This window comes from Streptomyces sp. 891-h, from assembly GCF_022760275.1.
GTDB classification, from domain to species: Bacteria; Actinomycetota; Actinomycetes; order Streptomycetales; family Streptomycetaceae; genus Streptomyces; species Streptomyces spirodelae.
The window spans coordinates 82,699-107,410 of the sequence record NZ_CP050693.1 but is presented as its reverse complement, the minus strand read 5'-3'; the positions used below and the strand labels follow the sequence as shown (position 1 = coordinate 107,410).

General features: G+C 69.3%; 19 protein-coding genes and 2 pseudogenes. 10 read left to right on the top strand and 11 right to left on the bottom strand.

From position 1 onward, the window contains the following. Positions 1–412 precede the first annotated feature (412 nt). Complete coding sequence (locus HC362_RS00510; RefSeq protein WP_243081681.1) at positions 413–1,381, top strand: hypothetical protein; 969 nt, start codon at positions 413–415, stop codon at positions 1,379–1,381. A gap of 365 nt (positions 1,382–1,746) precedes the next feature. Here HC362_RS00510 and HC362_RS00505 read toward each other — a convergent pair whose 3' ends face one another. The 7 genes from HC362_RS00505 to HC362_RS00475 form a co-directional block, all read right to left on the bottom strand. After that, positions 1,747–2,736 carry an ArsA family ATPase gene (locus HC362_RS00505; RefSeq protein WP_243081680.1) on the bottom strand — a complete coding sequence of 330 codons (990 nt, stop codon included), beginning with the start codon at positions 2,734–2,736 and terminating at the stop codon, positions 1,747–1,749. Then, on the bottom strand, positions 2,727–2,984 hold the full coding sequence (locus HC362_RS00500; protein WP_019359067.1) for a cory-CC-star protein: 258 nt from the start codon (positions 2,982–2,984) through the stop codon (positions 2,727–2,729). The genes HC362_RS00505 and HC362_RS00500 overlap by 10 nt, the downstream gene beginning before the upstream one ends. Further along, positions 2,981–4,681, bottom strand: a complete 1,701-nt coding sequence (locus HC362_RS00495; RefSeq protein WP_243081679.1) for a carbon starvation protein A — start codon at positions 4,679–4,681, stop codon at positions 2,981–2,983. The genes HC362_RS00500 and HC362_RS00495 overlap by 4 nt, the downstream gene beginning before the upstream one ends. Before the next feature lie 374 nt (positions 4,682–5,055). Beyond that, on the bottom strand, positions 5,056–5,313 hold the full coding sequence (locus tag HC362_RS00490; RefSeq protein WP_243081678.1) for a DUF3311 domain-containing protein: 258 nt from the start codon (positions 5,311–5,313) through the stop codon (positions 5,056–5,058). 63 nt (positions 5,314–5,376) lie between these two features. Next, complete coding sequence (locus HC362_RS00485) at positions 5,377–5,700, bottom strand: hypothetical protein (protein WP_243081677.1); 324 nt, start codon at positions 5,698–5,700, stop codon at positions 5,377–5,379. Further along, positions 5,697–6,275 (bottom strand): sigma-70 family RNA polymerase sigma factor, encoded by a 579-nt coding sequence (locus HC362_RS00480; RefSeq protein ID WP_243081676.1) that lies wholly within the window; start codon positions 6,273–6,275, stop codon positions 5,697–5,699. Before HC362_RS00480 ends, HC362_RS00485 begins: the two co-directional genes overlap by 4 nt. Continuing rightward, positions 6,272–7,819, bottom strand: coding sequence for a sodium:solute symporter (locus HC362_RS00475; RefSeq protein ID WP_243081675.1), 1,548 nt, complete (start codon positions 7,817–7,819; stop codon positions 6,272–6,274). The genes HC362_RS00480 and HC362_RS00475 overlap by 4 nt, the downstream gene beginning before the upstream one ends. 604 nt (positions 7,820–8,423) lie before the next feature. Between HC362_RS00475 and HC362_RS00470 the strand changes: the two genes are divergently transcribed. Beyond that, positions 8,424–11,006 (top strand): glycoside hydrolase family 32 protein, encoded by a 2,583-nt coding sequence (locus tag HC362_RS00470; RefSeq protein WP_279240052.1) that lies wholly within the window; start codon positions 8,424–8,426, stop codon positions 11,004–11,006. A gap of 274 nt (positions 11,007–11,280) precedes the next feature. On the opposite strand, the gene HC362_RS00465 is transcribed toward HC362_RS00470, so the two are convergent. Both HC362_RS00465 and HC362_RS00460 read right to left on the bottom strand, forming a co-directional pair. Then, positions 11,281–11,583 carry a putative quinol monooxygenase gene (locus HC362_RS00465; protein WP_243081674.1) on the bottom strand — a complete coding sequence of 101 codons (303 nt, stop codon included), beginning with the start codon at positions 11,581–11,583 and terminating at the stop codon, positions 11,281–11,283. Positions 11,584–11,711: 128 nt separating this feature from the next. Continuing rightward, positions 11,712–12,674 carry a carbohydrate kinase gene (locus tag HC362_RS00460; protein ID WP_243081673.1) on the bottom strand — a complete coding sequence of 321 codons (963 nt, stop codon included), beginning with the start codon at positions 12,672–12,674 and terminating at the stop codon, positions 11,712–11,714. Between the two features lie 245 nt (positions 12,675–12,919). Between HC362_RS00460 and HC362_RS00455 the strand changes: the two genes are divergently transcribed. From HC362_RS00455 to HC362_RS00425, 7 genes and pseudogenes are all read left to right on the top strand, one after another. Beyond that, positions 12,920–13,936 carry a sugar ABC transporter substrate-binding protein gene (locus HC362_RS00455; protein WP_243081672.1) on the top strand — a complete coding sequence of 339 codons (1,017 nt, stop codon included), beginning with the start codon at positions 12,920–12,922 and terminating at the stop codon, positions 13,934–13,936. Positions 13,937–14,087: 151 nt separating this feature from the next. Next, positions 14,088–15,101 (top strand): ABC transporter permease, encoded by a 1,014-nt coding sequence (locus tag HC362_RS00450; RefSeq protein WP_243081671.1) that lies wholly within the window; start codon positions 14,088–14,090, stop codon positions 15,099–15,101. Next, entirely contained in the window at positions 15,098–15,934 is an 837-nt protein-coding gene (locus tag HC362_RS00445) for an ATP-binding cassette domain-containing protein (RefSeq protein ID WP_243081670.1), read from the top strand. The genes HC362_RS00450 and HC362_RS00445 overlap by 4 nt, the downstream gene beginning before the upstream one ends. A 75-nt stretch (positions 15,935–16,009) precedes the next feature. After that, positions 16,010–17,047 carry a LacI family DNA-binding transcriptional regulator gene (locus HC362_RS00440; RefSeq protein WP_243081669.1) on the top strand — a complete coding sequence of 346 codons (1,038 nt, stop codon included), beginning with the start codon at positions 16,010–16,012 and terminating at the stop codon, positions 17,045–17,047. A gap of 1,001 nt (positions 17,048–18,048) precedes the next feature. Further along, a complete protein-coding gene (locus tag HC362_RS00435; protein WP_243081668.1) occupies positions 18,049–18,573 on the top strand; it encodes a hypothetical protein in 525 nt (174 codons plus the stop codon). Positions 18,574–18,997: 424 nt separating this feature from the next. Further along, positions 18,998–19,417 (top strand): annotated as a pseudogene (locus HC362_RS35020) (transposase family protein); the annotation flags it as partial. A gap of 629 nt (positions 19,418–20,046) precedes the next feature. Further along, entirely contained in the window at positions 20,047–21,255 is a 1,209-nt protein-coding gene (locus HC362_RS00425; RefSeq protein ID WP_243081666.1) for a cytochrome P450, read from the top strand. A gap of 18 nt (positions 21,256–21,273) precedes the next feature. Here HC362_RS00425 and HC362_RS00420 read toward each other — a convergent pair whose 3' ends face one another. Beyond that, positions 21,274–22,515, bottom strand: a complete 1,242-nt coding sequence (locus tag HC362_RS00420) for a cytochrome P450 (protein ID WP_243081665.1) — start codon at positions 22,513–22,515, stop codon at positions 21,274–21,276. Positions 22,516–23,285: 770 nt separating this feature from the next. Here HC362_RS00420 and HC362_RS00415 point away from each other — a divergent pair. Then, a pseudogene (locus tag HC362_RS00415) lies at positions 23,286–23,392 on the top strand (RNA polymerase subunit sigma); the annotation flags it as partial. 118 nt (positions 23,393–23,510) lie between these two features. On the opposite strand, the gene HC362_RS00410 reads toward HC362_RS00415, so the two are convergent. Beyond that, the gene (locus HC362_RS00410; protein WP_243088294.1) at positions 23,511–24,671 is read right to left on the bottom strand and encodes a sugar ABC transporter permease; all 1,161 of its coding nucleotides are present in this window, start codon (positions 24,669–24,671) and stop codon (positions 23,511–23,513) included. Positions 24,672–24,712: the final 41 nt, after the last annotated feature.

Genomic DNA, 24,712 nt, shown 5'->3' with positions numbered 1-24,712 from the left:
GTTGAGGTTGCAGATCGTGCACCCGGTGTCCGGAGTCTCGATTCCGCCGAGCCGGGTGGCGAGGGCGGCGAGCACCAGGAAGTGGCGGCCGGGCCAGCGGCGGTGGATGGCGGGCTTGGTGGTTCCGGCACGGCGTGCGACCTCCTCGATGGCGAGCTGACTGTAGCCCGTCTCATCGAGCACGCTCAGCGCAGTGTCGAGCACGGCTGCGCCGATGCGGGGGTCGCGGGGACGGTCCACTTCTCTCCACCGGCGTTGCCGTCGCTGAGACGGTGCTGTCCGGCCGCGAGGTGGGTTCACTGTCCGTACATCCCGCGGCGCCCGGTGGTGCAACCCGCCTCCGGGCGCGGAAGGCCGTCACCTCCCCTAGTGTGAAAACGGTGGAAAGCACGCAAATGCTTTGAGGTGCGGTATGAGGGACGACACTGGCGCGGACGAGGAGGAGCGCGATGCATACCCGTCCGACAATGACGAGCGTGCGGACGAGGAGCCGGCCGACGCGGAGTGGACCGGGGAGGACGAGGGTGAGGATCCTCTGGAAGGCGAGCTGGCAGAGGCCCCCTCGTCAGTTGACAGGTCCGGTGACCCGGACGTTCTCCTGGACGTACCGCAGCTGAGGGTCGAGGAAATCAATCTGCAGGTCGAAGACCTGCAGGCCAGGGTCTCCCTCCAGGCGGAGGTCCTGGACCTCCTCAAGCTCAATGTCGGCGCCGACGTGTCGCTCGGCCGCGTGGAACTCGACATCAAGGGCGTGGAGGCGCAGGCCCTGCTCAAGGTCCGGCTCGACAACGTCGCCGCGATCGTCGGCAGGGTGCTGTCGACCATCGACCGCAACCCTCAGCTCCTGGAGCAGGTGACCTCCGGCGTCGGGTCCGCGGCGGAGAGCCTGGGCGGCGGTGCCGGGAAGGCGGTTGGCGAGCTGGGGGAGGGTGCGGGCGCAGCGGTCGAGGATGTGGGTCAGGGCGCGGGCAAGGCTGTGGAAGACGTCGGGGCGGGCGCGGGCGGAGCCGTGAAGGACGTGGGTGGGGGAGCCGGGAAGGCGGTCGAGGACGTGGGTGGGGGAGCCGGCAAAGCCGCCGAAGATGTGGGTGGGGGAGCCGGGAAGGCCGCCGAGGAGGTGGCCGGCAGTGCCGGGCGGGCTGCCGAGGAGGTGGGGGACACCGCATCCGAGACCGCTGAGTCGGCCGGACGTGCCGCGAAGAAGTCCACGAGCCGGGTGTCCGGCAAGGTCTCGGGGAAAGCCTCGGGCCACGGCTCGAAGGCAACAGGGCGGACCGCGAAGAAGGGCTCGGACGACTCCCGAAGCAGGGGCACGTCCGAGCGGGCGGCACACAGCAGCAAGTCTGCGTTCCGCAGCCGCGAGCGGGGACGGCCGCCATGAACGTCCGCCTCCGACATCGAGGCCGTCCCCGACATCGAGGCCGCCTCCGTCGTCGAGGCCGATCGACTGCGTTCCCGCGAGCCCGGCCGGGGCGGCGCGGGTGCGGCGCGGCACCGGACGTCGGTCTTCCGCGCGGTACGCCGCTACCTGTCGTAAGGCACACCCCCCTGACCGGACGAGCAGCGTCCGGCCCGCTCGGACTCGGCGGCGCAGCCAGGGAGTGCGGACGAGCGAGTCGACCTGTCGGTCGAGGACACCCGGGACCTGAGGACCTGTTGTCCTTCCGGCTTGAGGACAGCGTTCTCCCGCAGGCAGAGGGCGTCGCGCGCCCCGGACCAGCAGGCGGTCCGGCATCATCCGGAAACTCAGGAAGAGGAGGGTCCGAGCAGGTCGGCCAGCGCGGCAAGTGCCTGAGTGCCCACCAGATCCCCCGGCAGCAGCGGTACGTCGAGCAGTGGTACGTCCACCTGCCGCCGCAGTCGGACGAGGTGCTGGTCCTCCTGCCCCCGGCGCCGGGCGAGCAGCTCACCGGCGTCCGCCGGGGAACGGCGGTTGGCGACGAGTGCGGCCACCTCGACACCGAGGCCGGTGAGCTTCTCGTACACCTCCACGGTCTCGGCGATGGGGAGCAGCTCAGCGGTCAGCACGACCACGAACCCCGCCTGAGCCGGGTCCGTCACCACCTCGCGCAACCGGGAGAAGCGGTCGCGGCGGCGCAGCAGGATCCGGCGCAACTCGGCGTCGCGGTCAGCCTGCTCGCCGCCGCCGAGGCCGCGCACCGCGGCGCCGAACCGCTCGGACCGGTCACGGTTGGCGAGCAGGGTCTCGGTCCAGGAGGTGAGCTGTTCGGGCAGCGCGAGCAGCCGTAGCGTATGGCCGGACGGGGCGGTGTCGAAGACGACCAGGTCGTACGCCTCCTCCCCGAGCTCCACCGCCTCGGCGATCCGCTCGAGCACCGCCGACTCGTGGGTGCCGGGTGCCAGCCGGGCCAGCTCCAGGTGCCGGGCGGCCGGTGCGTGCATCCGTTCGGGCAGCAGCCGTCGCATCGTCCCGGCGACCGCGGACAGGTGCTGCTCGACCGTGCGCTCGGGGTCGATCTCCAGTCCGTCGACGTGACCCGCCGTCCCGGCCCCGGGGGAGAGGTCCCCGGGGCCGGCGAGGCGCGTGGGCTCGTCGCCCACCACGCGGTCCCAGAGGTGGCCGAGGTTGTGGGCGGGGTCGGTGGAAACCAGCAGCACGCGGGCGCCCGCCCTGGCACGGCCGAGGGCGAGCGCCGCGGCGATGGACGTCTTGCCCACCCCGCCCTTGCCGCCGACGAAGACAACTCTGCGCGAGGTGAGGAGGTCTAGCAGCACCCGACATGCTCCAGTGGCGAGCGGTCCATGCCCATCCGGCGGTGCCAGGCGTGGAAGTCCTCGTAGAGGGCGGGCATCAGCTCGACGGTGTAGTACGCCGCCGGGTCGGGTACGCCCAGTGCTTCCGCGAGGACGACCATCCGGAAGAGGTCGTCCTCCTCGCGCCGGGCGCGGGCGAAGGTACGCCGGTAGGGGCCGGCGTAGAACTCCTCCAGCCCGGCCCGGAACGAGGCCCAGCGGGATGTCACCCCGTCACCTCGGCCTTCTCCGTCACATCGGCGTCAGGGGCCTCCGGTGGCTCCTGGGACGCCCGCCGCATCGCGACAACCGCCTCGAAGGCGACCCACACGGCGGCGACGATGATGACGACGTCGATGGTCAGCAGCAGCCAGTCCCGGGCGTCGTAGAGGTCGCCGAGCTGCGCGAGCGCGGCCCAGAACGCCATCACGAACACGACCGCGAGCGGCACCAGCGCAGGAGCCGGGTTGCGCCGCTTGCGGATCAGCATGACCGCGACGATGGACAGGGTCAGGGAAGCCAGCAGCTGGTTGCTGGTGCCGAACAGCGGCCAGATACGGAGGCCGCCGGCGCCATCGGCGCCCTGGCTGAAGGTGAGTCCCATACCGGCGGCGAGCGCGATGACGGTGCCGACGCCATTGCTGATCTTCAACTTTGCGACCTCGCCGGCCTCCTGGACGACGAAGCGCAGCAGGCGCATGCCGGTGTCCATGGTGGTAGCGGCGAACAGGATCGCCATGGTGGCCAGGACCGTCGAGCTCAGCGAAGCCGACAGGCCCAGGCCGCTGTTGACGATCTTGCCGCCGCCCGTGACGAAAGCCCCGACGCCGCCCTCGCCGAAGGCGGTGTAGACGGCCTTCCAGTCGGCCATGGTGCGGTAGCCCGCGATGGCGGCGATGATCGCGCCGAGCGCGAGCATGCCCTCGCCGACCGCGCCGAAGTAGCCGACGAAGCGGGCGTCGGTCTCCTTGTCCAGCTGCTTCGAGGTGGTGCCCGAGGAGACCATGCCGTGGAAGCCGGAGATGGCGCCGCACGCGATGGTCACGAACAGCAGTGGCAACAGGTCCGGGGTGCCCGCGGGCACGGCGTCGTTGAATGCCGGGGCGACGACCGTCGGGGCGCTCAGCACCACTGCGACGAACAGGATGCCGAGCCCGACGAAGAGCTGGACGCCGTTGATGTAGTCACGCGGCTGGAGCAGCACCCACACGGGCAACAGGGAGGCTATGCCGGCGTAGACGAAGAGGGCGACGATCCAGAAGGTGGCCGGGGACATGCCCAGGATCGGGTCGGGCAGCTCGACGGGGACGGCGTCACCGAGGAGGATCAGGGCGTAGAGCGCGACGACGCCCACCACGGTGACCAGGCCGAGGTTCATCCTGTAGCGGTAGACGGCCTGGCCGACCAGCAGCGCCACCGCGACCGCGCCCCAGGCGGGGATCACCGCCGAGGGAGTGGAGATCAGCAGGTCCTTGATGACCACCGCGAAGGCCGCGATCACCATCAGGAGCAGCAGGAAGATCACGACGAGGAAGAGGTTCGCGCCCCGGGCGCCGATGTAGCGGCCCGAGAGCGTGCCCATCGAGCGGCCCTTGTTGCGCGCCGAGGCCCACAGAGCTCCCAGGTCGTGCATGCCCGCGAAGAAGACCGTGCCGAGGGTGACCCACAGGAACGCGGGCACCCAGCCCCAGATCACGGCGACGGCGGGGCCGACGATCGGCGCTGCCCCCGCGACCGAGGTGAAGTGGTGACCCCACAGCACGAACTTGTTGGTCGGGACGTAGTCCACGCCGTCCTGCAGCTCGTGCGCGGGCGTCTTGAAGGACGCGTCAAGCTTGTAGACCCGGTTGCCCAGGAATTTCGAGTAGAGGACGTATCCGCCCGCGAATATCGCAAGGCCGATCAACAGCAGCGGAAGTGCGTTCATGCGAGACGCTCTCTGGGTTCTGGGAAAGGGTTCTGGGGACTTTGAGCAGTTGCCCTGCGCGGGACGTGCACCTGGCAGGCAGACCGCGTGGACGGGGAGCGTGGCCCTCCTCGACGGAGGCAGACCGGCGACCGGAACGGGGGACCGGGCGCTGGCGCCCGCTTTGCATGGCTCGGCGGCGTACCCGGCCACGGGGTGCTGGTCCGTATCCGCTGTCTGCCAACGGTGCCTCCTGACCTCCTGCATGGATGCCGCGAGCCGGCCGCCCGGCGGTCTGCTCAAGAGTTGCCGGGGGTTCCGATTCGGTTGACAGGAGATTTCCCTGAGTTTCAGGTGGCGGGTCATGACGTCACGGATACGCTTGACCCCCTCTTTCACTCCCCGGCGTCCCCGCTCCGGCGTGCCCGCTGGTCACGCCGCCACAGTTGGTAGGCAATCATCGTCAGCACTGCGGAGAGCGGCACCCACAGCATCTGGTACCAGTAGAAGAACGGGATGCCCATCAAGGCGGGGCCGTTCTTGGCGTAGGAGCCGACCCACAGCATCGCCACGAACGGGGCGACGAGACACAGGGCGATCACCACCCGGGCCGGCGTGATCACCGCTGGCTTCAACTGAGGTCTCCCCGGCATACGGGCGGCTCCATTCCCTCGCCGACTACGCGAACACAGCAGGACATCAAACCGGTCGAGAGGTCACACGGCTGGGGCGCAGGGCACGAGGCAGTCGGGGAGGGGCCGGGGGAGTGACGCGAGAACCCCGCTGGTGGACCCCGCACCGGAAAAGATGACCCCCCGCTCCGAGGGCGTCTGGTTCAGCACCCACAGGCCGATCACCGTGGCCAGTGTGAAGACGGCCGCGATGAGCACCGCGAGGACGAGTCGGCGCCGACGCTCGCGGCGCAGCCAGTCGCCGCGCGCGGTGCTGTAGGCGTCGGGGGCACCCCGCACCCCGTCCGCGAGTGCGGCCAGGGCTTCGCCCAGTTCCCTCTCCGTCCGGTCGGGACTGGTGTCGTTCATTTCCGGGCCTCCATCGCCTGGGTCAGCGCTGCGATACCGCGCGCCGTATGCGTCTTGACGGATCCGGCGGAAATTCCCATCGCAGCGGCGATCTCACTTTCCTTCAGCCCGAGCCAGTGCCGCAGCACCAGCGCCTCACGCTGCCGGGTCGGTAGCTGCCGCAGCGTGTCGATCAGCACACGTTGATCGTCGCGCAGCAGCGCGGTGCTCTCGGCCGAGGCGACCATCTCGTCGGGTGGTCTCACCGCGTGTTTGCGTGCCATTTGCAGATGGCGTATCCGCATCCGCGTCAGGTTGCAGACCGTGGAGCGCAGATACGCCTCGGCCGCCGCGGTGTCCCGCAGCCGTCGCCATCTGCGGTAGATCTGGTAGTAGGCCTCGGCCACCACGTTCTCCGGATCGTCGGCTCCCAGCAGCACGGCGAGTCGCAGCATCGGGGTGTAGTGCAGTTCGAACAGCCGGGCCACCCCGGCCTCCCTCTCCGCGTCGGCGGGGTCGTCGATCGCGGGGGCGAGTGCCTCGGCTGGAACTGCGGGCTGCGGCACGGGCACAGGGATGCCGGATCTGTGTCTCATGGGTTCTTCGCTCCCGTCTCGGGGTGCCGCCTGACGGTCAGACGCGGGGGCAGGTCGGTGAGGTCGGCGCCGCGCGGGACGCGGAGACGTTCGAGAGCGACGCTCCCGGCCACTGCGACAGTCAGATTGAGCAGCAGCGCGACGAGCCCGACGTATATCTCCAGCGGTCCGGCATCCGTGCCGAGTGGCACGATGGGCGAGAACCCTTCCCGCACCACGAGGAACGTGCCGGCCACCATGCCCACGCCCCACCCGGCAAGCAGGGCCCGGGGGTGCAGCCATCGGGTGTACAGCCCCACGGCCACAGCCGGGAAGATCTGCAGGATCCAGACCCCGCCGAGCAACTGGAGGTTGACGGCGTCCTGATCGCGCAGCCCGAACACGAAGGCCACCGCGCCCACTTTCGCGGTGAGCGACACCAACTTGGCGACGCGCACCTGCCGCTTGGGCGTGGCCGTCGGATGGACGTACTCGACATAGACATTGCGCACGAAGCTGGTCGCGGCCGCGATCGACATCACCGCGGCCGGGACAAGCGCCCCCACGGTGATCGCTCCGAACACCAGCCCGGCCAGCGGACCCGGCATCAGCCGGTCCACCAGCATCGGCACCGCCGCCTCGGCCGCGCCCTCCGGCACCCGCACCCCCACCGCGAGCGCAGCGATCCCCAGGAACCCGAAGAGTGCGAGCAGCCCGGTCCACGCGGGCAGCGCCACCGCGGTCTTGCGCAGGGTGCGCGAACCGTCGGAGGCGAAGCCCGCCGTGAGCACGTGCGGGTACATCAGCAGGGCGAGCGCGGAGCCCAGGGCGAGGGTGGCGTAGGCCGGCTGATGAGCGGGGCTGAGGAGCAGCGCGGGAGAGCCCAGCCGCTGGGCGGCGCCCTCGAAGACCGCACCCGGACCACCGAGCCGTACCAGGACCAGCCAGGTCACGGCGGTCAGTGAGACGAAAACGGCGACCGCTTTCAGCGCGGAGATGACGGTCGGCGCCCGCAGCCCGTGCCGGTAGGTCGCCACCGCGAGCCCGGCGAACAGCGCCGCCATCACCAGATCGCCGGTCGCGCCCCGCGGGTACATGCCGCCGGCTGTCAGCACCGCGCGTATGCCCAGCAGCTGCAGCGCCAGATACGGCATCGTCGCGAGGATCCCGGTCAGCGCGACCACCAGGGCCAGTGGCGCGGATCCGTACCGTCCGCGCACGAAGTCGGCGACGGTGATGTAGCCGTGCCGGCGGGCCACCGTCCACAGCCGGGCCAGCAGGACGAAGACGAGCGGGCAGACGAGTACCGTGTAGGGCACCGCGAAGAACGCGGGCGCGCCGTTGCCGTACGCCAGTCCTGGTACGGCGGTGAAGGTGTACGCCGTGAAGATCGTGCCGCCGAGCAGCAACCAGGTCCACAGGGGTCCGAGGCTCCGGTCGGCCAGCGCCCAGCCCTCCAGGGACGGAAGCCGGTCGTTGGGGCGCAGGCGGCGCGCGGTGACCGCGAGCAGCGACGCCCCGGCGAGCACCGCGAGAAACGTCGCAGTCATGGCTGTACCGGCCATGGGTCACCGTCCTTGGTGTGCCTGTTCCCTTGCGCAAGAGTTGCCCGGGCCGCCGGGCCGGAGGACAGGGAGCGAAATCCGCCGGAAATGTACTGTCAACCCTGCCGACGGGTGGAGAACTCCTGCACAGGCCTACAGCGGCCAGGAGAGGATCGTAGGCCATAGCACGAACCGTGCGTCACCGACTACGATGCGTCACGATCACGCGTGCTGCTTGTTGCGGCCCGGCCCGAGCCTGCGGAGGGCCTCGACGCGCCGGGATCAAAGATTTTCACCGACCGGTCCCGGCCCCCTGCGCCACCGCGCAAGCCTGCCGGGGAGCGCCCGGCTCACCGCGCTGACCTGTTCGATTGCCGGCTCCACCCGCCACGGACAGGCACCCTGTCGCAGTCCACGGCCTTCGGCGAGGCGATATGGAGCGGGAGCCCGAACCGGAGCAACCGTGTTCACGCCGTTGACGCGCCGGCCTGATTGCGCTTCATTGATCGGGGCAGGCGATGTCAACGCTGACACAAGTCAACGTTGACACCCCTTTTCCGGTCCGTCCGCCCCGGAGCCGCAGTCACCGCTCGTTGCGCGGACGGCCGCGGGACAAGGAGACCTCATGAGCTCTGTGCACGTATTCCGGCATGCCCGCACGCGGTCGACAGCGGCGGTGGCGATGGTCTGCGCACTGTCCGCGGCCACGCTCGCCGTCCCCCGAGCCGCGGCGGCCGACACTCCGCTGTACGCCGAGACCTACAGACCGCAGTTCCACTTCACGCCGCAGAAGAACTGGATGAACGATCCCAACGGACTCGTCTACTACCAGGGCGAATACCACCTCTTCTACCAGTACAACCCGAACGGCAACTCCTGGGGAGACATGTCCTGGGGGCACGCGGTGAGCAAGGACCTCGTGCACTGGAAGGAGTTGCCTCTCGCCCTGTCGCACGACGACAAGGAGATGGTCTTCTCCGGCAGTGCCGTCGTCGACTGGAACAACACCTCCGGTCTCGGCACGAAGAAGAACCCGCCCATGGTGGCGGTCTATACCAGCGCCTACAAGGACGGCGGCAAGCAGGCCCAGTCGCTCGCCTACAGCACCGACCGGGGCCGCACCTGGACCAAGTACCGGGGCAATCCCGTCATCGACATCGGTTCCAGGGACTTCCGGGACCCCAAGGTTCAGTGGCACGCGCCCACCAAGAGCTGGCTGATGACGGTGTCACTGTCCGCCGAGCACAAAGTGCGGTTCTACTCGTCCAAGAACCTCAAGGACTGGAAGCAGCTCAGCGATTTCGGTCCGGCCGGCGCCACGGGCGGCGTGTGGGAGTGCCCTGATCTGTTCCCCCTCGCGGTCGACGGCGACAAGAACAACATCAAGTGGGTCCTGGTCGTCAATATCAACCCAGGTGGTATCGCGAGGGGTTCGGCCGCCCAATACTTCATCGGCGACTTCGACGGCAAGAAGTTCACCCCCGAGGACAAGGGCACCTACACTCCGCCCGTCGGCACGGCGGTGCAGGACTTCGAGAGCGCCGGTTTCGGCTCGTGGACAACGACCGGCACCGCGTTCGGCCGGGGACCGGCCGCCGGGGCGGTGGACGGGCAGGGCGCCGTGACCGGTTTCGACGGCAAGGGTCTTGCCAACAGCTTCCACGAAGGCGACGGCTCCACCGGCACCCTCACCTCCCCTGGATTCACTGTCGCCAAGCCCTACCTGAACTTCAAGGTGGGCGGCGGACGGCATCCCCACCAGTCCGGAACCGTCATGGAGCAGCGGCCCGCGCCGGAGGGTACGGTGCTCGCAGATTTCGAGGGCGGCACCTACGGCGACTGGACGAGGACCGGCGACGCCTTCGGCACCGCACCAGCCACCGGCCCGCTCCCCGACCAGCAGCGGTTCTCCGGCTGGTTGGGAGACGGTCTGGTCAACACGTTCCGGAACGGCGACTCCGGCACCGGCACCCTCACCTCTCCCGAATTCACCCTCGACAAGAAGCACATCAACTTCCTCATCGGCGGCGGCCGCCACCCGGCCGGTTCCGGCAATCCCACCGCCGTCGAACTCCTCGTCGACGGCAAGGTGGTACGCAGCGCGACCGGCAAGGACGACGAGGTGCTCGACTGGGCTTCCTGGGACGTTGACGACCTCGCCGGAAAGACGGCGAAGATAAGGATCGTCGACGACAACACCGGTGGCTGGGGCCACGTCAACGTCGACCACATCGTGCTGTCCGACACCAAGGCCCAGCCCCGCTCACGGGAGACGTCCGTCAATCTGATCGTCGACGGCAAGGTCGTCCGAAGCGCGACCGGCTCCGACAGCGAGACCCTGGACTGGGCGTCCTTCGATTTGCGCCCCTGGCTCGGCAAGAAGGCGCGGATCCAGGTCGTCGACATGAACACCGGCGGCTGGGGCCACGTCCTGGCCGACCAGTTCACCGCCGCCGACGCCCCCGCCAAGTCCACCCTGCAGCGCGCCGACTGGGCCGACTACGGCAAGGATTACTACGCGGCGGTGTCCTGGGAGAACGTCCCGGACGGTAAGCGGTACATGATCGGCTGGATGAACAACTGGGACTACGCCGGCGCCATCCCCACCTACCCCTGGCGTGGGGCCCAGAGCATCCCCCGCGAGATGGCCCTGCGCACTGTCGACGGCCGCATCCGGCTGACCAGTCAGCCCGTGCAGACCGTCAAGACCCTGCGGCGGAAGCGCCCGGCGACCGCGACCGGCGTCACGGTCAGGAACTCCTCACAGCCCCTGAGCGGCACCGCGGTCAAGGGGGGCAGGGGAGTCGAGGGCAAGACCCTCGATATCGAGGCGACCTTCTCCCTCAAGGACGCCGAACGCTTCGGCTTGAAGGTACGCACCGGCACCGGCGGTGAGGAGACCGTCATCGGTTATGACACCACGACACGCGAGTTGTACATCGACCGCACCCGCTCCGGTGCGGTGGATTTCAGCGACACTTTCCCCGGCGTCCAGACCGCGCCCCTGAAGGCCAGGAACGGCAAGGTCAAGCTGCGCATCCTCGTCGACTGGTCGTCGGTCGAGGTCTTCGGCGGCAACGGCGAGGCAGTGATCACCGACCGGATCTTCCCCGACCCCTCCAGTACCCGCGTCGACGTCTTCGCCGAAGGCGGCGCAGTCACCCTCGACGCCCTGCGGGCGTGGCGGCTGAGGTCCATCCGGCGGTGACGACCTTCTCGGTTCCGTACGCCGGCTCGGACCGCCACCCGCAGCCGGCCGGTCCGGCTCTGCCGCACCTGCCCGGTGCGGCAGAGCAAGGCCGGTCGTCGGGGAGGCGGAACAGCGCGCTTTACGGCGGTCCGGGGTCGCCGCGTACCCGGAACAATTGCCGCATGTCCACGCCCCGGTGGAACACGCAGACGGACAGACCCATCGGCCCGAAGCCGGGGGCCGGTCTTCCCGTGCGCTCCGGCTTCGGGCCGCCTCCGGCGTGGGAGGCTCGCTACGAACGCGTGGACAGCGGATCGAGGAACGTCAGCACGGAGGCGTCCTCCTCGATCAGCGGGGCGAGGGCGGCGTTGAACGGGGGGCCGTACGGGGCGTTCAGGTGTGCCGTGAAGGCGTCCTCGTCCCGGTAGACCTCGAAGATCCAGTAGGCGCGTGGGTTGTCCGCCTTGGTGTAGACGTCGAAGGCCAGGTTGCCTTCCTCTGCGCGCACCTTCAGGGCGTACTCCCGGATCAGGCGGGTGACCTCGTCCTGTGCTCCCTGTCGGGCGGTGAACTCGGCGAGCAGGCTTTTCGTCATGGTTTCGTGTCCTTGTCAGTGGGCGGAGTCGTCCTTGTCAGTGCGTGGAACTCCAGGCATCGGATGACGGCCTTGTCCGTGTGGGCCGACAGCCGACCCGCCGCGGCGGCGCCGGCAGCCGTCAGCCGTCAGACCTTTCCGGCGGTTGCCGACTGTGCCAACTCGTCCCGCCAGGGCGGGTTGGGGCCGGCAACCGAGCAGGTCAGCGCCGCGACACGGGTGGCGAACCGGCAGGCCTCGGCAACCTCGTCGAGACCGAGACCGTCCAGTCGACCGGACAGGAGTCCATGGGCTTCGAGGTGGTGCAGCAGCCCGGCGGTGAAGGAGTCCCCCGCTCCCACCGTGTCGATCACCCGTGTCGCCGCCACCGGCACCCGCAGCCGTTCGCCGTCGAGTGAGACCAGGGCGCCGTCGGCACCGAGTGTGATCACGATGAGCCGTGCCCCTGCGGCATGCCAGATGTCGCATGCCTGCTCGGGCGGGGTGCCGGGCAGAAGCAGGTCCAGATCGTCCTCGCTCAGCCGCAGGATGTCGGCCAGGCCGCACCAGTGCGCCAGTCTGGCGCGGTAGACGTCCGGGGACACCAGCAGCGGCCGGACGTTGGGATCGATGCTGATGGTGGTCCGGGGAGAGGCCGCCGCAAGGAACTCTTCCACCACCGCCGCGCCGGGCTCCCGGACCAGCGCCAGTGACCCGGTGTGCACACAGGCCGTTTCGGACAAGTCCACCCGCGCCAATTCCCCTGGGCTCCACTGCCAGTCGGCCGTGTTCTGCGCGTGGAAGGAGTACGCGGCCTGTCCCTGGGCGTCCAGCTCCGCCACCGCCAGTGTGCTGGGCTCAGCCGCCGCCACGGCATACGAGAGGTCCACGCCGGACGCCTCCAGATGGGTCCGGAACAGGCGGCCGAACACATCTGCGGACAGACGTGCGAGAAAGCGTGCAGGGGTGCCCAGCCGTGCCAGGGCCACCGCCGTATTCGCAGGTCCGCCACCGGGCAGCACGCGCAGTGCGAGTTCGCTGGAAGCACTCGCGGGTGCGCAGAAGGCGTCCGCGACACACTCTCCCAAAACCGTTATCCGACGCGGGTTCATGGGCTGTCTTCCCTCCGGAAGGACGGGGCGGACCGGTCTTCGCGCCACGGCTGCCGGGCGGTACGCCTGGGCTGCGCTCGCGGATGTTGCCGATTCGTGACGGGTGGAAGGCATTGACGTTGCCTTGATCCGGAGTCCATCATCCTCGCCATGCGGTGTCAACGATGACATAAGTCAGCGATGACACCGGGGGGCAGGCTTCGATCCCAACCCCCCACGCCGTCGGCTATCCCACAGGAGTGATCATGTCGCGCCCCACTCGCCTGTCCCCCTCCCTCCTCAGAGCCGCCGCCGTCTCGGGTGCCGCGGCTCTCACCCTGACGGCCTGCGGGTCCGGATCGAGTGCGTCCAGCACCGGTTCGGGCGACATCAAGGTCGGTCTGATCACCAAGACCGACACCAACCCCTTCTTCGTGAAGATGAAGGAGGGCGCGGAGAAGACCGCGAAGGCCAAGGGCGTCAAGCTCATGACCGCGGCCGGCAAATTCGACGGCGACAACAGAAGTCAGGTCACCGCCATCGAGAACATGGTGTCCGCCGGGGTGAAGGGCATCCTGATCACCCCCAGCGATTCCAAGGCGATCGTGCCCGCGGTCGAGAAGGCCCGTGCGCGGGGTGTCCTGGTCATCGCCCTGGACACCCCGACCGAGCCGAAGAGCGCGGTCGACGCTCTCTTCGCCACCGACAACCTCAAGGCCGGTGAGCTGATCGGCGAGTATGCCAAGGGCGCCATGAAGGGCAAGAAGTCCAAGATAGCCACCCTCGACCTCGCGCCGGGCGTCTCCGTCGGCGTCCAGCGGCACAACGGCTTCCTCAAAGGCTTCGGCATCAAGAAGGGCGACCCCTCCATCGTCTGTTCCCAGGACACCGGAGGCGACCAGGCCAAGGGGCAGACCGCGATGGAGAACTGCCTCCAGAAGGAACCCGGAATCAACGTCGTCTACACCATCAACGAGCCGGCCGCCCTGGGCGCATACACCGCGCTGAAGGCAAAGGGCCGGGAGAAGGACGTGCTGATCGTCTCCGTGGACGGCGGCTGCACCGGCACCCGGGCGGTCAAGGACGGCAAGATCGCCGCCACCTCCCAGCAGTACCCGTTGGAGATGGCGGCCGAGGGCGTCAAGGCCGTCGTGACATACGCCAAGGACGGCAAGAAGGCGTCCGGTTACACCGACACAGGCACCACTCTCATCACCGACAAGGCACGGGACGGGGTCGCGTCGAAGGACACCGCCTACGGCCTGAAGCACTGCTGGGGCTGAAGAAACCGCCCTTGAGGACCGTCCGAGACCGCCATCCCTCAGCGGGTCGGCCGCCCCAGCCTCCTCGACCGGCGGGGACGGCCGTCCCCCTTGTCCTGGCGACACGCTCGTCCCGGCGACAAGGAACACTGTCTTCCGACAAGGACCTCGCATGACAGCCACGTCCACGCCCCCCAGCACGTCCGCTCCGTACGCGGAGCTCGAAGCACCGACCACGGTCCGCAGACTGCTCACGCAACCGACTACGGGTCCCCTGGTCGCCCTCATCCTGGCCTGTGTCTTCTTCTCCCTGACCTCCGACCAGTTCCTCACCGGCGGAAACTTCTCGCTGATCGTGCAGCAGGTCATGGTCGTCGGCACCCTGGCGATGGGGCAGACGCTGATCATCCTCACCGCGGGCATCGACCTGTCCTGCGGGGCGGTGATGGCGTTCGGCAGCATCGTGATCGCCAAAATGGCGGCCGAGGGCACCCTGCCGCCGCTCGCCGCCATCGCCCTGGGCCTCGTCGTCTGCGGCGGATTCAGCCTGCTCAACGGGGTGTTGGTGCAGAAGGTCCCGCTGCCGCCGTTCATCGTCACCCTCGGCATGCTCAACGTGGCATTCGCGCTGACCCACATCTACTCCGAAGAGCAGACGGTCACCAAGCTGCCCGAACCGCTGACGGCCCTCGGCCGGACCTTCCCGCTCGGCAACACCGACATCACCTACGGCTCGCTGGTCACCATCGCCCTGTTCCTCCTCCTCGCCTACGCCCTGAGCAGCACCAGCTGGGGCCGGCACGTCTACGCCCTGGGCAACAGCCGGGAAGCGGCGCGGCTGAACGGCATCCGTACCTCCAGGCTGACCATCGGCGTCTACGCGGCGGCCGGTCTGCTGTACGGCATCGCAGCGCTGCTGCTCATCTCCCGCACCGGAGTCGGAGACCCGCAGGCCGGGCAGGACGACAACCTCAACAGCATCAGCGCCGTGGTCCTCGGCGGCACCAGTCTCTTCGGCGGGCGCGGATCGGTTCTGGGCACCTTCATCGGCGTTCTCATCGTCGGTGTCTTCCGCAACGGCCTGCAGCTGATGGGTGTCTCCTCCATCTACCAGACACTGATCACCGGAATCCTGGTGATCCTCGCGGTGACCGTCGACCAGATCTCCCGGAAGAGGGCCCGATGACCGCCACCACCTCACCCACCCCTGTCCTGCAGGCCCGCGGCCTGGTCAAGCGATACGGCCACGTCACCGCCATCGACGGCGCCGACTTCGACCTGCTGCCCGGCGAGGTCCTCGCCGTCATCGGCGACAACGGTGCCGGCAAGACCAGTCTCATCAAGGCCCTCACCGGCGCCCTGGTGCCCGACGCGGGCGAGATCCGCCTCAACGGCGAACCCGTCCAGTTCTCCGGTCCGCAAAGCGCCCGCCATCACGGCATCGAGACCGTCTACCAGGACCTTGCCGTGGCCGCCTCCATGGACATCGCCTCCAACGTGTTCCTCGGCCGCGAACTGCGCCGCCCCGGCGTCCTCGGCAGCGTCTTCCGCATGCTGGACAAGAAGCGCATGCGCCAGGATGCCGCCGAGCACATGGCCGACCTGAAGATCGGCCTGCGCTCGCTCACCCAGTCGGTCGAGACGCTCTCCGGCGGACAGCGGCAGGCCGTCGCGGTGGCCCGTGCCGTCGCCTGGGCGCGCAGCGTCATCGTCATGGACGAACCCACCGCAGCGCTCGGCGTCAAGGAGTCCGGGCAGGTACTCGACCTGATCCGCCGGGTCCGCGACAAGGGTATGCCGGTCGTCCTGATCAGCCACAACATGCCCCACGTCTTCGAGATCGCGGATCGGATCCACGTCCACCGGCTGGGGAGGCGTGCCGCCGTGCTCAAACCGTCCGACTACTCCATGGCCGAGGTTGTCGCCATCATGACCGGCGCGCTCACCGTCGACGAGGGCGGAGGTACTGTCGTAACGGACTCGGAAGCCGCCAAGGCCGCAGGAGTCCAGGCCACCTGACAGCGCAACCCGCTCCCAAGTCTCCGGCGGAGGCCGCCGCCGGAGACGGGAGCCGCACAGGAGACGGTTTCCTCCATGGCAGCGAACCGCCGCCCCACCCTGGCCGACGTCGCACGAGAAGTGGGCGTCAGCGCCAAGACGGTCTCACGCGTCCTCAACGAGGACGGGCCCGTCTCGGCACAGACGCGGGAACAGGTACGCGCCGCGGTGGACAAGCTGGGCTTCCAGCCGAACCTCATGGCCCGCAACATCCGCGTCGGCGGTCTGGACACCACCATCGGACTGGTGGTTCCCGACCTCGGCAATCCCTTTTTCGGAGCGGTGGCCCGCGGCATCGAGGACACGGTCCGAGAACGTGGACTGACTCCGCTGATGGGCTCGTCCGCGGACGAGCCCGACCGCGAACGCGCCCTGACGGACACGTTTCTCGCCCGGCGCGTCAGCATCCTGATCGTCGTGCCATCCGTCGGCGCGAACCACGCGCACCTCAAGCCCCACCGTGCGGCGGGGCTGCCCGTGGTCTTCCTCGACCGTCCGGGAGTCGGCCTGTCCACGGACAGCGTCGTCAGCACCAACCGCACAGGCACCCACGACGGTGTCGCCCACCTGATCGCTCACGGGCACCGCCGTATCGGCTTCGTCGGTGACCTGCCCGTCAAGCTCTACACCCGCCGCGAGCGACTCGCCGGCTATCGCACGGCTCTGCGAGAAGCAGACATCCCCTACGACCGCTCGCTGGTCCTCAGCGCACACGACCAGCAGGGGGCCGAGGCCGCGACCTCCCGGTTGCTCGAACTGGCCGATCCGCCCACGGCCCTGTTCGCCGGGAACAACATCATGGCGCTCGGAATCGTCTCTCAACTCGCCCGCAGCAAGCGCAAGGACGTCGCCGTCGTCGCCTTCGACGACGTGTCCCTCGCCGAGGCGCTGGAACCGGCTCTGACCGTCGTCGCGCAGGACCCCGAGGAAATCGGCCGCAGCGCCGCGGCCACGGCCTTGGCCCGGCTCGACGGCGACCGCTCCCGGGCACGCACCATCACCGTTCCCACCCGGCTGATCGTACGGGGATCGGGCGAGCTACCCGCCGGTGCGGCGCAGAAGTCGCCCTCCTGAAGGTGTCTTCGCCACCCCGAAGGCGAAGACCGCGTCCGCCGGTGAGGCGACCGGATGCCGCCACCGTGATCACATCGCTGTGACCCTCGTACAACCCGGGCTCACCACGCCGGCCCCACCGGCAAGGCCGAGCTCTTGCCAGAAGCCGGGAACCCGCCCGCGCCATGGCCCCGCGCAGCAAAAAGGTCCTGGTCGACCGCCATCACGACCAAGACGTGAGCGCTTCCCTTGGAGTACCTGAATGTGTCGGGAGGGCGTATCGAACCATACGCACACACTGGTGGCGTCCGGGACGCTGGACGTGCGGGCTGAGTGACCCGTACGGCGGCGCAGGGTTCTTTTCGGCTGGCTCTTCAAGCCCTGCCGTTGGCTTCCCGCAAAGGTGGCGTCGCGGCGGTGGTGCGTTGGTCAGCGTTGAGCGTGGCGCTGGCGTAGCGGCGCGGTCAGGGAGTGTCTATTCGGTGCAGCAGTTCCCAACGAGTGCGACACCATCGGGTCCGTCGGCCGGACGTGGCAGGGACTGGTAGGAGGACCGCCCAAGGGGCGATCGGCCGTGCTGGCGTGAGCGCGCGTTGCAGCAACTCTGACGGAACTGTTCCGCGTGCTGTATTACCGGGAAGCAGCCATGGATTACCGCGTGCCGACCAGGTCTCAGGTGAATTCCTGTCCATGGCCCGCAGCTTGAGTGTGGGACGCCTGAGTGGTGGCTTCGGAACCTCAAGTGCGCATGCGACACTCGACACCTACCTAAGCTAAATGCCTGAGTTGTGACTTTATGAGTCCGCGTCAGGCGCGGCTGCGGGTGTCCGCCTGCAATCAATCCGCTGGTCAATCGGCGTGGCGGTCGCCCTCCATAGCGACCGAGGGTCACCCGGGCTGAGACCCATGGACGATGCGCCGTATGGCATAGGGGGAGGGGAGAGGGCGCACTGCGTCAACGGTGTTCTTGCCATGCGTACGGCACCTTGTGAAGATGCTACGCACGACTGGGGGAGGGGCGAATGGCAACACCGGGTGAGAGAGAGCTGGGCCGGTTCGTGGCTCGGTACGAGACCGACGTAGCGCGACATGGACGGGTCGGGATCATCTGGCTGCCGATCGGGTTGGCCGCCTTGGCCGGCTCCATTCCGGTCGTCATCCAGACCTTCAAGGAGTCGGCCAGCGGCGCCTTTGCCGGACTGCTGCTCGGCGTGGCGCTGCTGTCTCTCTGGTCGGGGATCACCAATGGGCTGCGCTACCTGAGTCGGCATGGCGAGGTCTACATACTGCGCCAGGGCGGACTGGTCTATCGCAGGACTGGAGAAACCCGGGTGATTCCATGGGAAAGTATCACCAAGGTATCTGATCAAGGGCAGCGCAACGCAATCAGTGGGGCGATGGGGTGGGACGTGCACTGCCGAATCCGGACCAGGGTCGGCAAGCGTCTGCTGCTCACCGGATTCACTGAAGACGCCGCGCAGCTGTCGCTGATAGTGCACCGTGCCGTACATGAGGGTGTACGGCCATTGCCGCCCGGGGCGGCGTAGGGGAGAGCTTCCCGTAACCGCCGACCGATCGCCGGGCACGAGCCACGTGGCCGACGGGTCACTTGGCGTGATGCCCGTGCTGCCGATGCCGCAGCACGTCGGCTCTACTGGTTCCGCGGTTGTGACGTGGAATCGGTCCACAGGTCCACTGCCTGCTGCAAGGTGAGCGCCGCAACCTGTTCGCGGGCGATCCCGACCGTGCGGATCAGCCTCTCCGCAGGCCAGTCGGGTACGGGCTCCTTGGGTGGCAAAGCTGGCGCGGTTACGTCTCCGGACAGCCGTCCGAGCCGCTCGATCACATGAGTGAGGCGAGTGAATCCAGGTTGGCTGCCTCCGGACTCCTTGCCTCTGACGGTGGCTTCCGCATACGCCTCTGCATCCGTGCGGGCTCCTACCGCCCACACTTCGCGGATCGCCACCTTTTGACCGCAACGTCGGCTCTGCGTCACGCAACTACCGGTTCTCGGCGAACCTGCACGTCTTCGTGGACGCCGACACCCGCCTGGTGATCGCGGCGGCCCGGCCGGTGTCGGGCACCACTGCGGACGCGCACGCCGGCGGGCCTCCGGCCTGGCCGCGCAGTGCCAGGGCGTGACGTCCTCGGCGATGGCGTCCACCTCAACTGCGGCCTGATCACCCCGCACCGCAAACGCCCCCACCGGCCATTGCTGCCGGGCGAGGAGGACGACAACGCCGCCCACCGCAAGGTCCGCGCCCGGGTGGAGCATGTGATCGGCCGGATGAAGAATCACAAGATCCTCCGTGACTGACGGCAACACGGCGACGGCCTCCACCATGCGGTCAGGCTGTCGCCCGCATGCACCACCTCGCCCTCGCATCATGACCAGAGGACTGTCTCCACGGGCCCTGACCTGTCCGAACACGGCCTTGTGCGACACGCTTTGGCCTGCTCGGAGAGCAGGTTCAGGCGATGAGCCGGGTCAGGGTCACCCCGGTGGGGATCTTGTCGTCGTCGATGCTGATCCGGTCGGTGTACCGGGACGACCGAGGATCGGAACTCCAAGCCATGCAACGCGGTGCGCACCGATGCGCGGTGCGGTCGCCGGCCGCGTGGTGGACGAGGACGCCATCCGGTGCGGAGGATCAAGGGACTCCTGTCGCGTGCGGGAAGCAGATCACGTTGACGCGTCCGCCTATGCGCAGTTGGGGGGCATCCGCGCACGTGGCGGAGAGCATGAACGGTGCACCGGGGCGCCATCGGACGGACGGGGTGTAGCCGCTCAGGGCCTCAGCGGCTGGCGCATACAGCCGTCCGCTTGTCGCCAGGGCAAGTCGGCGCAGTGGTCCTCATCAGCCTTACGGGTGACGAGGTGCGGGGTGTGGCACTCACCACGGCGAATCGCCGCAGACCTCCCGATCCGCTCCTCCGGACCCGAAGGGCGATCTGTTCGTGGACCTGCCCGGGCTCCTAGGGTGAGTCCCCCCCGCCGCCGTCCTGTGCCGGAGGTCCCCATGCTCGACGCCCGTCCGGTCAACCTCTTGGAGCTGCACCCGGACTTCGCGACCGATCCGTACCCGGCCTACGCGGCGCTGCGGGAGCGGGGTCCGGTGCACCGGGTGACCACCGACGGGGAGGAGTCCTTCTGGCTGGTCGTGGGCCATGAAGCGGCTCGGGTCGCCTATACGCATCCCTGGCTGAGCCGGGACTGGCGACGGTACGGCGCTCTGGCCACCGGCCTGCCGACGCCGACGACGCTGGAGAGCCCGGGAAACGCGCACATGCTGCTCGCGGACCCGCCCGACCACACCCGGCTGCGCCGCCTCGTCTCGCGGGAGTTCACACCGCGCCGGGTCGCGGCGCTGGCCCCGGGCATCCAGGAACTGACCGACCGGTTGGTGGACGCGATGCTGGAGGCACCGGAGCGGCGCGGTGATCTCGTGGACTCAGTGGCCTTCCCGGTGCGGCTCACCGTGATCTGTGAGCTGCTGGGCATCCCGGACATCGACAGGGAGGCGTTCCGTCGATGGTCGGACGAGGTCGTCGCCCCCACGAGCGGCGACTCCGCCCGCGCCGCACACCGGGAGGCGGTCGCTCATCTGACGGACCTGATAGCGGCGAAGCGCACGGACCCGGGGCCGGATCTGCTCAGCGCGCTCATCCACACGGTGGACGACGAGGGCGACAGGCTCTCCGAGGACGAACTGCTCTCCACGGCGTTCCTCCTCCTGATCGCCGGGCACGAGTCAACGGTGAACTTCCTGTGCAACGGGATCAGCGCCCTCTTCTCCCATCCGGAGCAGCTGGCTGCGCTGCGCTCCGGTCCGGACACCCTGTTGGAGGGGGCGATCGAAGAGATGCTCCGCTACGACAGCCCGGTGGAGACGTCGACCCCGCGCATCGCGGTCGAGGACGCGGACATCTGCGGCACCGTCGTACCGGCCGGTGGCGTGGTGCTGATCGCCGCGGCGGACGCGGGCCGGGATCCGGCCCGCTACGACCGGCCGGAATGTTTCGACATCCGCAGGGGCGGCCGGGGGCACCTGAGCTTCGGCCATGGGGCGCACTTCTGCCTCGGCGCTCCGCTGGCCCGGCTGGAGGGGCGCATCGTCCTGCGCACGCTCCTCTCCCGGTTGCCCGGGCTCGCGCCCGACGGACCGCCGGCCGACCGGCTGTCCAGCCTGGTGTCCCGCGGCATCCGGCGGCTGCCCGTCCGCTGGTGAGCGGGTTGAGCGCCGCCGTCACCGGGCGGTGACGCTCATGGTCAGTCCCGCCGGTAGCAAGGTGGTGCGGACGTCCGGCCGGGGCGCCATGCTGGTGACGGTGAAGCGGAGCGAGCCGGCCAGGACGCTCACCAGCGCCGAGAGTTCGACATCGGCCAGCGCCTTGCCGACGCACCAGCGGGTGCCCATGCCGTACGGCAGATAGGCGCCGGCTTCCGGTTTCAGATCCTGCCAGCGCTCCGGGCGGAAGCGGTCGGCGTCGTCGCCGAACGTCGCCGTGTTCCGGTGCAGCACGTACGGGGAGATCAGCACGGCGGCACCCTCGGGTATCCGCCAGCCCGCGGCCTCCTGCTCCCCTCGCGCGGTGCGCACGATCAGCCAGTTCGGTGGCCAGAGCCGGAGCGTCTCGGCGAGCGTCCACCGGACGTAATCCGGCACGCATCCCTCCTCCGCCGAGTGGAGTGCGCGCGCACATGCCTCGGCCGTCCGGGGGTTGTCGGCCAGGGCGACCAGACACCAGGTGACGGCGGCCGCGGGCACCCGGTAGGAGGCCAGACCGCTGGAGACGAGGACGCGCACCACGGCTTCCGTGCCGAGTCCGGAGGCGGTGAGCGTGTCGACGAGTCCACCGCTGCCGGGCCTGGCGAGCGCGCCGCGCAGTTCGTCCTCCAGAGCGTTCTGCGCACGCACCGAGCGGCGGTAGCGCGGGAGAAGCCGCCGGAGCGCCCGCGGCAGCTGGAACGGGCTGGCGATCAGCGGGGTGATGGAGGTCAGCAGTTCGGCCGTGCGGGCGGGGACCTGGCCGGCGTCCCGCGAACCGAAGCAGTAGGTGGTGAAGGACCGTGCGGTGAGCTGTTCCAGGCCGAGGAGGGGGTCAGCGATGTCACCTGCCGTCCGCCACTGCCGGCACAATGCCTCGGCCGCGGAGGTGAGCCACCGCCGGTGCTTCCGCAGCGGGTCGGGAGACATGCCGCGCTGGGTGGCCCGGCGACCGCGCATCCACTCCTGCGTGGCCGGATCGTCGCGCACACCGCTCACCTCGTCGCGCCGGATGGTGCTGGTGACGAGAAAGTCGGTGTTGGTGCGGCGCAGCACCTCCTGCGCCGCGGCGGGGTCGTTGACCAGCACGGTGCCCTCGGCGAGCTGTACGACCGGGCCGTGCTGCCGGACGGCGGAGCCGAGCGTGCCGAGGCGGTCCTGCTCGTATCTCTCCAGGAACTCGGCGGGTGAGAACCCCGTGGGCGCGGGTGGACGGAGCACGGATCCCTCTCCTTCGGACAGTGCCGGCAGTCCTCCGGAGCGTGCCGGCGGAGCTCAGGCGCGGGCGGCCCGGCTCCGGTGGGTGCCGGGGCCGGGCCGCCGTGGAACTGCCGTGGCGCGGTGCCTAGGGGTTCAACAGGTGTCTACGTCGTCAGTTGTCTACGGAACCCAGGGGTAGGCACCGGCCGCCCCCTTGACGGTGATGCCCAGCTTGCTCGCCGCCTTGAACAGCACGCGCTTGGCCATGAACGTCCCCTGTTCTGCGCGAAGTTGCCGACCGAGGGCCGACCCGACGCGCAGCAGCAAACCACACGCGCGCGCCCGCCGCCAGAGAGCGGAAGCACGCTGCGCAGCCCTCTGACCAACGGGTCTCCTTGCGGGGGCGGTTGGCCCCGGCCATCCCGCGTGCACCGCCGCCGGCTGTTCCCCCGCTCTTACGGGCAGCCACGCGGGGGTGTCCTCGGAGAGGGGCTCCCCGCGTGTTCATGCCGTGAACATGGGCCGACGGGCGCGCGTGGCGCCCGTATCGGCAGACGAGCGGGTCCGCCGTATCCCGGTGTCGATCGACGGGGTGGAGCGGCTGAGCCTGCTGGCTTGCTATTACTGCTGCTGGGCGGGGAGCAGCCGTATCGACTCCAGGCGGTCGGCTCCACCTCGGGACAGTCCCCGCACGCGGCCATCGGGTGGGTGCCGCACTCGCTGGGCGAACTCCTCGAACGCTCAGCAGACCCGTGTGCAGAGGAGGCCGCAGGTCCGGCCTCTGAGCGGGCCCGGAGGCCGCCGAACGCCTCGTAGGCGCGCTGCACCGCGACGTCCGGCGGTACGTGGCCCACCTCGGTGTCGACCCCGGGCGGCCGATGACCTCGCCCAGGACACCCCGACCGGGCGCTTTTTCGGCGCGCTTTCTGTGGGGTCCTCAACTCGTGCAAGCGGCGCGGGTAGCCCTACGGCTGACCTGGTACACGGCGGCGCTGCCGTCCGATGCCGCACTGCTCTCAGGCCAGGCCGTGGGCGTGCATCGTGCGGCGTGCGAGCGTGTCGATGATGACAGCGGCGAGCAGTACCACGCCGGTGATCATGAGCTGGACGGCCACCGGGATGCCCAGCAGCGCCATGCCAGAGGCGATCGACTGGATCACCAGGATGCCCAGGAGCGCCGACCAGGTGCGGCCTCGGCCGCCGAAGAGGCTGGTACCGCCGATGACGGCTGCGGCGATGGCCTGCATCAGCAGATTGCCGGAGCTCGCCGTCTCGCTGGCGGAGGTGATCCGGGAGGCCAGGAACAGGCCGCCGATCGCGGCCATCGTGCTGGAGATCATGAAGACCGACACCCGTACCGACACCACGGCGATGCCGGCGCGGCGGGCCGGCTCCACGCTACCGCCGAGGGCGAAGATCCGGCGGCCGTAGGTCGTCCGGCGCAGCAGCAGATCGAGGCAGACGAGGAACGCGAGGAAGATCAGCAGTGCGAGGGGCAGGCCCAGGAACTGGTTGAGCGTCCAGGCGGCGGCGAAGGAGACGGCAGCGAGGGCGAGGGTGCGCAGCACGATCTCGCGCGAGCCCTGGACCGGCAGGGCGCCGATGGCTCTGCGGCGCCGCGCGGTCCGGTAGGACAGCAGAAAGTAGGCGGCCGTACCGAGGGCCGCCAGGCCGTAGGCGACGGCGACGTCGTGGAAGTAGTAGTGGGTGAGTGTGACGACCAGTCCTTCGTCGTCGAGGATGATGGAGCCTTGCCCGCCGAAGATGTACAGCGTCAGACCGTTCCAGCCCAGCAGACCCGCGAGCGTGACGACGAACGACGGCACGCCCACCCTGGCGACGAGAAAGCCCTGGACGGCGCCGACGGCCGCGGCCGCTGCGAGGGCGAGGAGAACGGCGGGCACCTCCGGGATGCCGTAGTGCACATTGCCCGCCGCGAACAGTGCTGCGGCCAGGGCGCTGACCGAAGCGACCGAGAGGTCGATCTCGCCCACCAGCAGCACGAACACGACGCCGACGGCGATCAGGCCGGTGCCGACGATGTCCACGCTGAGATTGGAGAGATTGCGCGGGCTGAGGAAACTGGTGTCGAGGCTCTCGAAGACGGCCCAGATCACCACCAGGGCGACGATGACGGAGGCCGATCCGAGTTCCCCGGCGCGCAGCCGTCGCCGCATGACCTCCAGGAGGCCCTTGTGCCGGTGCCCGGTCTCCTTGC

Excerpts from the sequence above, each read along its gene's own strand:
- HC362_RS00510 (WP_243081681.1), top strand. The coding sequence starts at position 413 with ATGAGGGACGACACTGGCGCGGACGAGGAGGAGCGCGATGCATACCCG.
- HC362_RS00495 (WP_243081679.1), bottom strand. The coding sequence starts at position 4,681 with ATGAACGCACTTCCGCTGCTGTTGATCGGCCTTGCGATATTCGCGGGC.
- HC362_RS00490 (WP_243081678.1), bottom strand. The coding sequence starts at position 5,313 with ATGCCGGGGAGACCTCAGTTGAAGCCAGCGGTGATCACGCCGGCCCGG.
- HC362_RS00485 (WP_243081677.1), bottom strand. The coding sequence starts at position 5,700 with ATGAACGACACCAGTCCCGACCGGACGGAGAGGGAACTGGGCGAAGCC.
- HC362_RS00480 (WP_243081676.1), bottom strand. The coding sequence starts at position 6,275 with ATGAGACACAGATCCGGCATCCCTGTGCCCGTGCCGCAGCCCGCAGTT.
- HC362_RS00475 (WP_243081675.1), bottom strand. The coding sequence starts at position 7,819 with ATGGCCGGTACAGCCATGACTGCGACGTTTCTCGCGGTGCTCGCCGGG.
- HC362_RS00470 (WP_279240052.1), top strand. The coding sequence starts at position 8,424 with ATGAGCTCTGTGCACGTATTCCGGCATGCCCGCACGCGGTCGACAGCG.
- HC362_RS00465 (WP_243081674.1), bottom strand. The coding sequence starts at position 11,583 with ATGACGAAAAGCCTGCTCGCCGAGTTCACCGCCCGACAGGGAGCACAG.
- HC362_RS00460 (WP_243081673.1), bottom strand. The coding sequence starts at position 12,674 with ATGAACCCGCGTCGGATAACGGTTTTGGGAGAGTGTGTCGCGGACGCC.
- HC362_RS00455 (WP_243081672.1), top strand. The coding sequence starts at position 12,920 with ATGTCGCGCCCCACTCGCCTGTCCCCCTCCCTCCTCAGAGCCGCCGCC.
- HC362_RS00450 (WP_243081671.1), top strand. The coding sequence starts at position 14,088 with ATGACAGCCACGTCCACGCCCCCCAGCACGTCCGCTCCGTACGCGGAG.
- HC362_RS00445 (WP_243081670.1), top strand. The coding sequence starts at position 15,098 with ATGACCGCCACCACCTCACCCACCCCTGTCCTGCAGGCCCGCGGCCTG.
- HC362_RS00440 (WP_243081669.1), top strand. The coding sequence starts at position 16,010 with ATGGCAGCGAACCGCCGCCCCACCCTGGCCGACGTCGCACGAGAAGTG.
- HC362_RS00435 (WP_243081668.1), top strand. The coding sequence starts at position 18,049 with ATGGCAACACCGGGTGAGAGAGAGCTGGGCCGGTTCGTGGCTCGGTAC.
- HC362_RS00425 (WP_243081666.1), top strand. The coding sequence starts at position 20,047 with ATGCTCGACGCCCGTCCGGTCAACCTCTTGGAGCTGCACCCGGACTTC.
- HC362_RS00410 (WP_243088294.1), bottom strand. The coding sequence starts at position 24,671 with ATGCGGCGACGGCTGCGCGCCGGGGAACTCGGATCGGCCTCCGTCATC.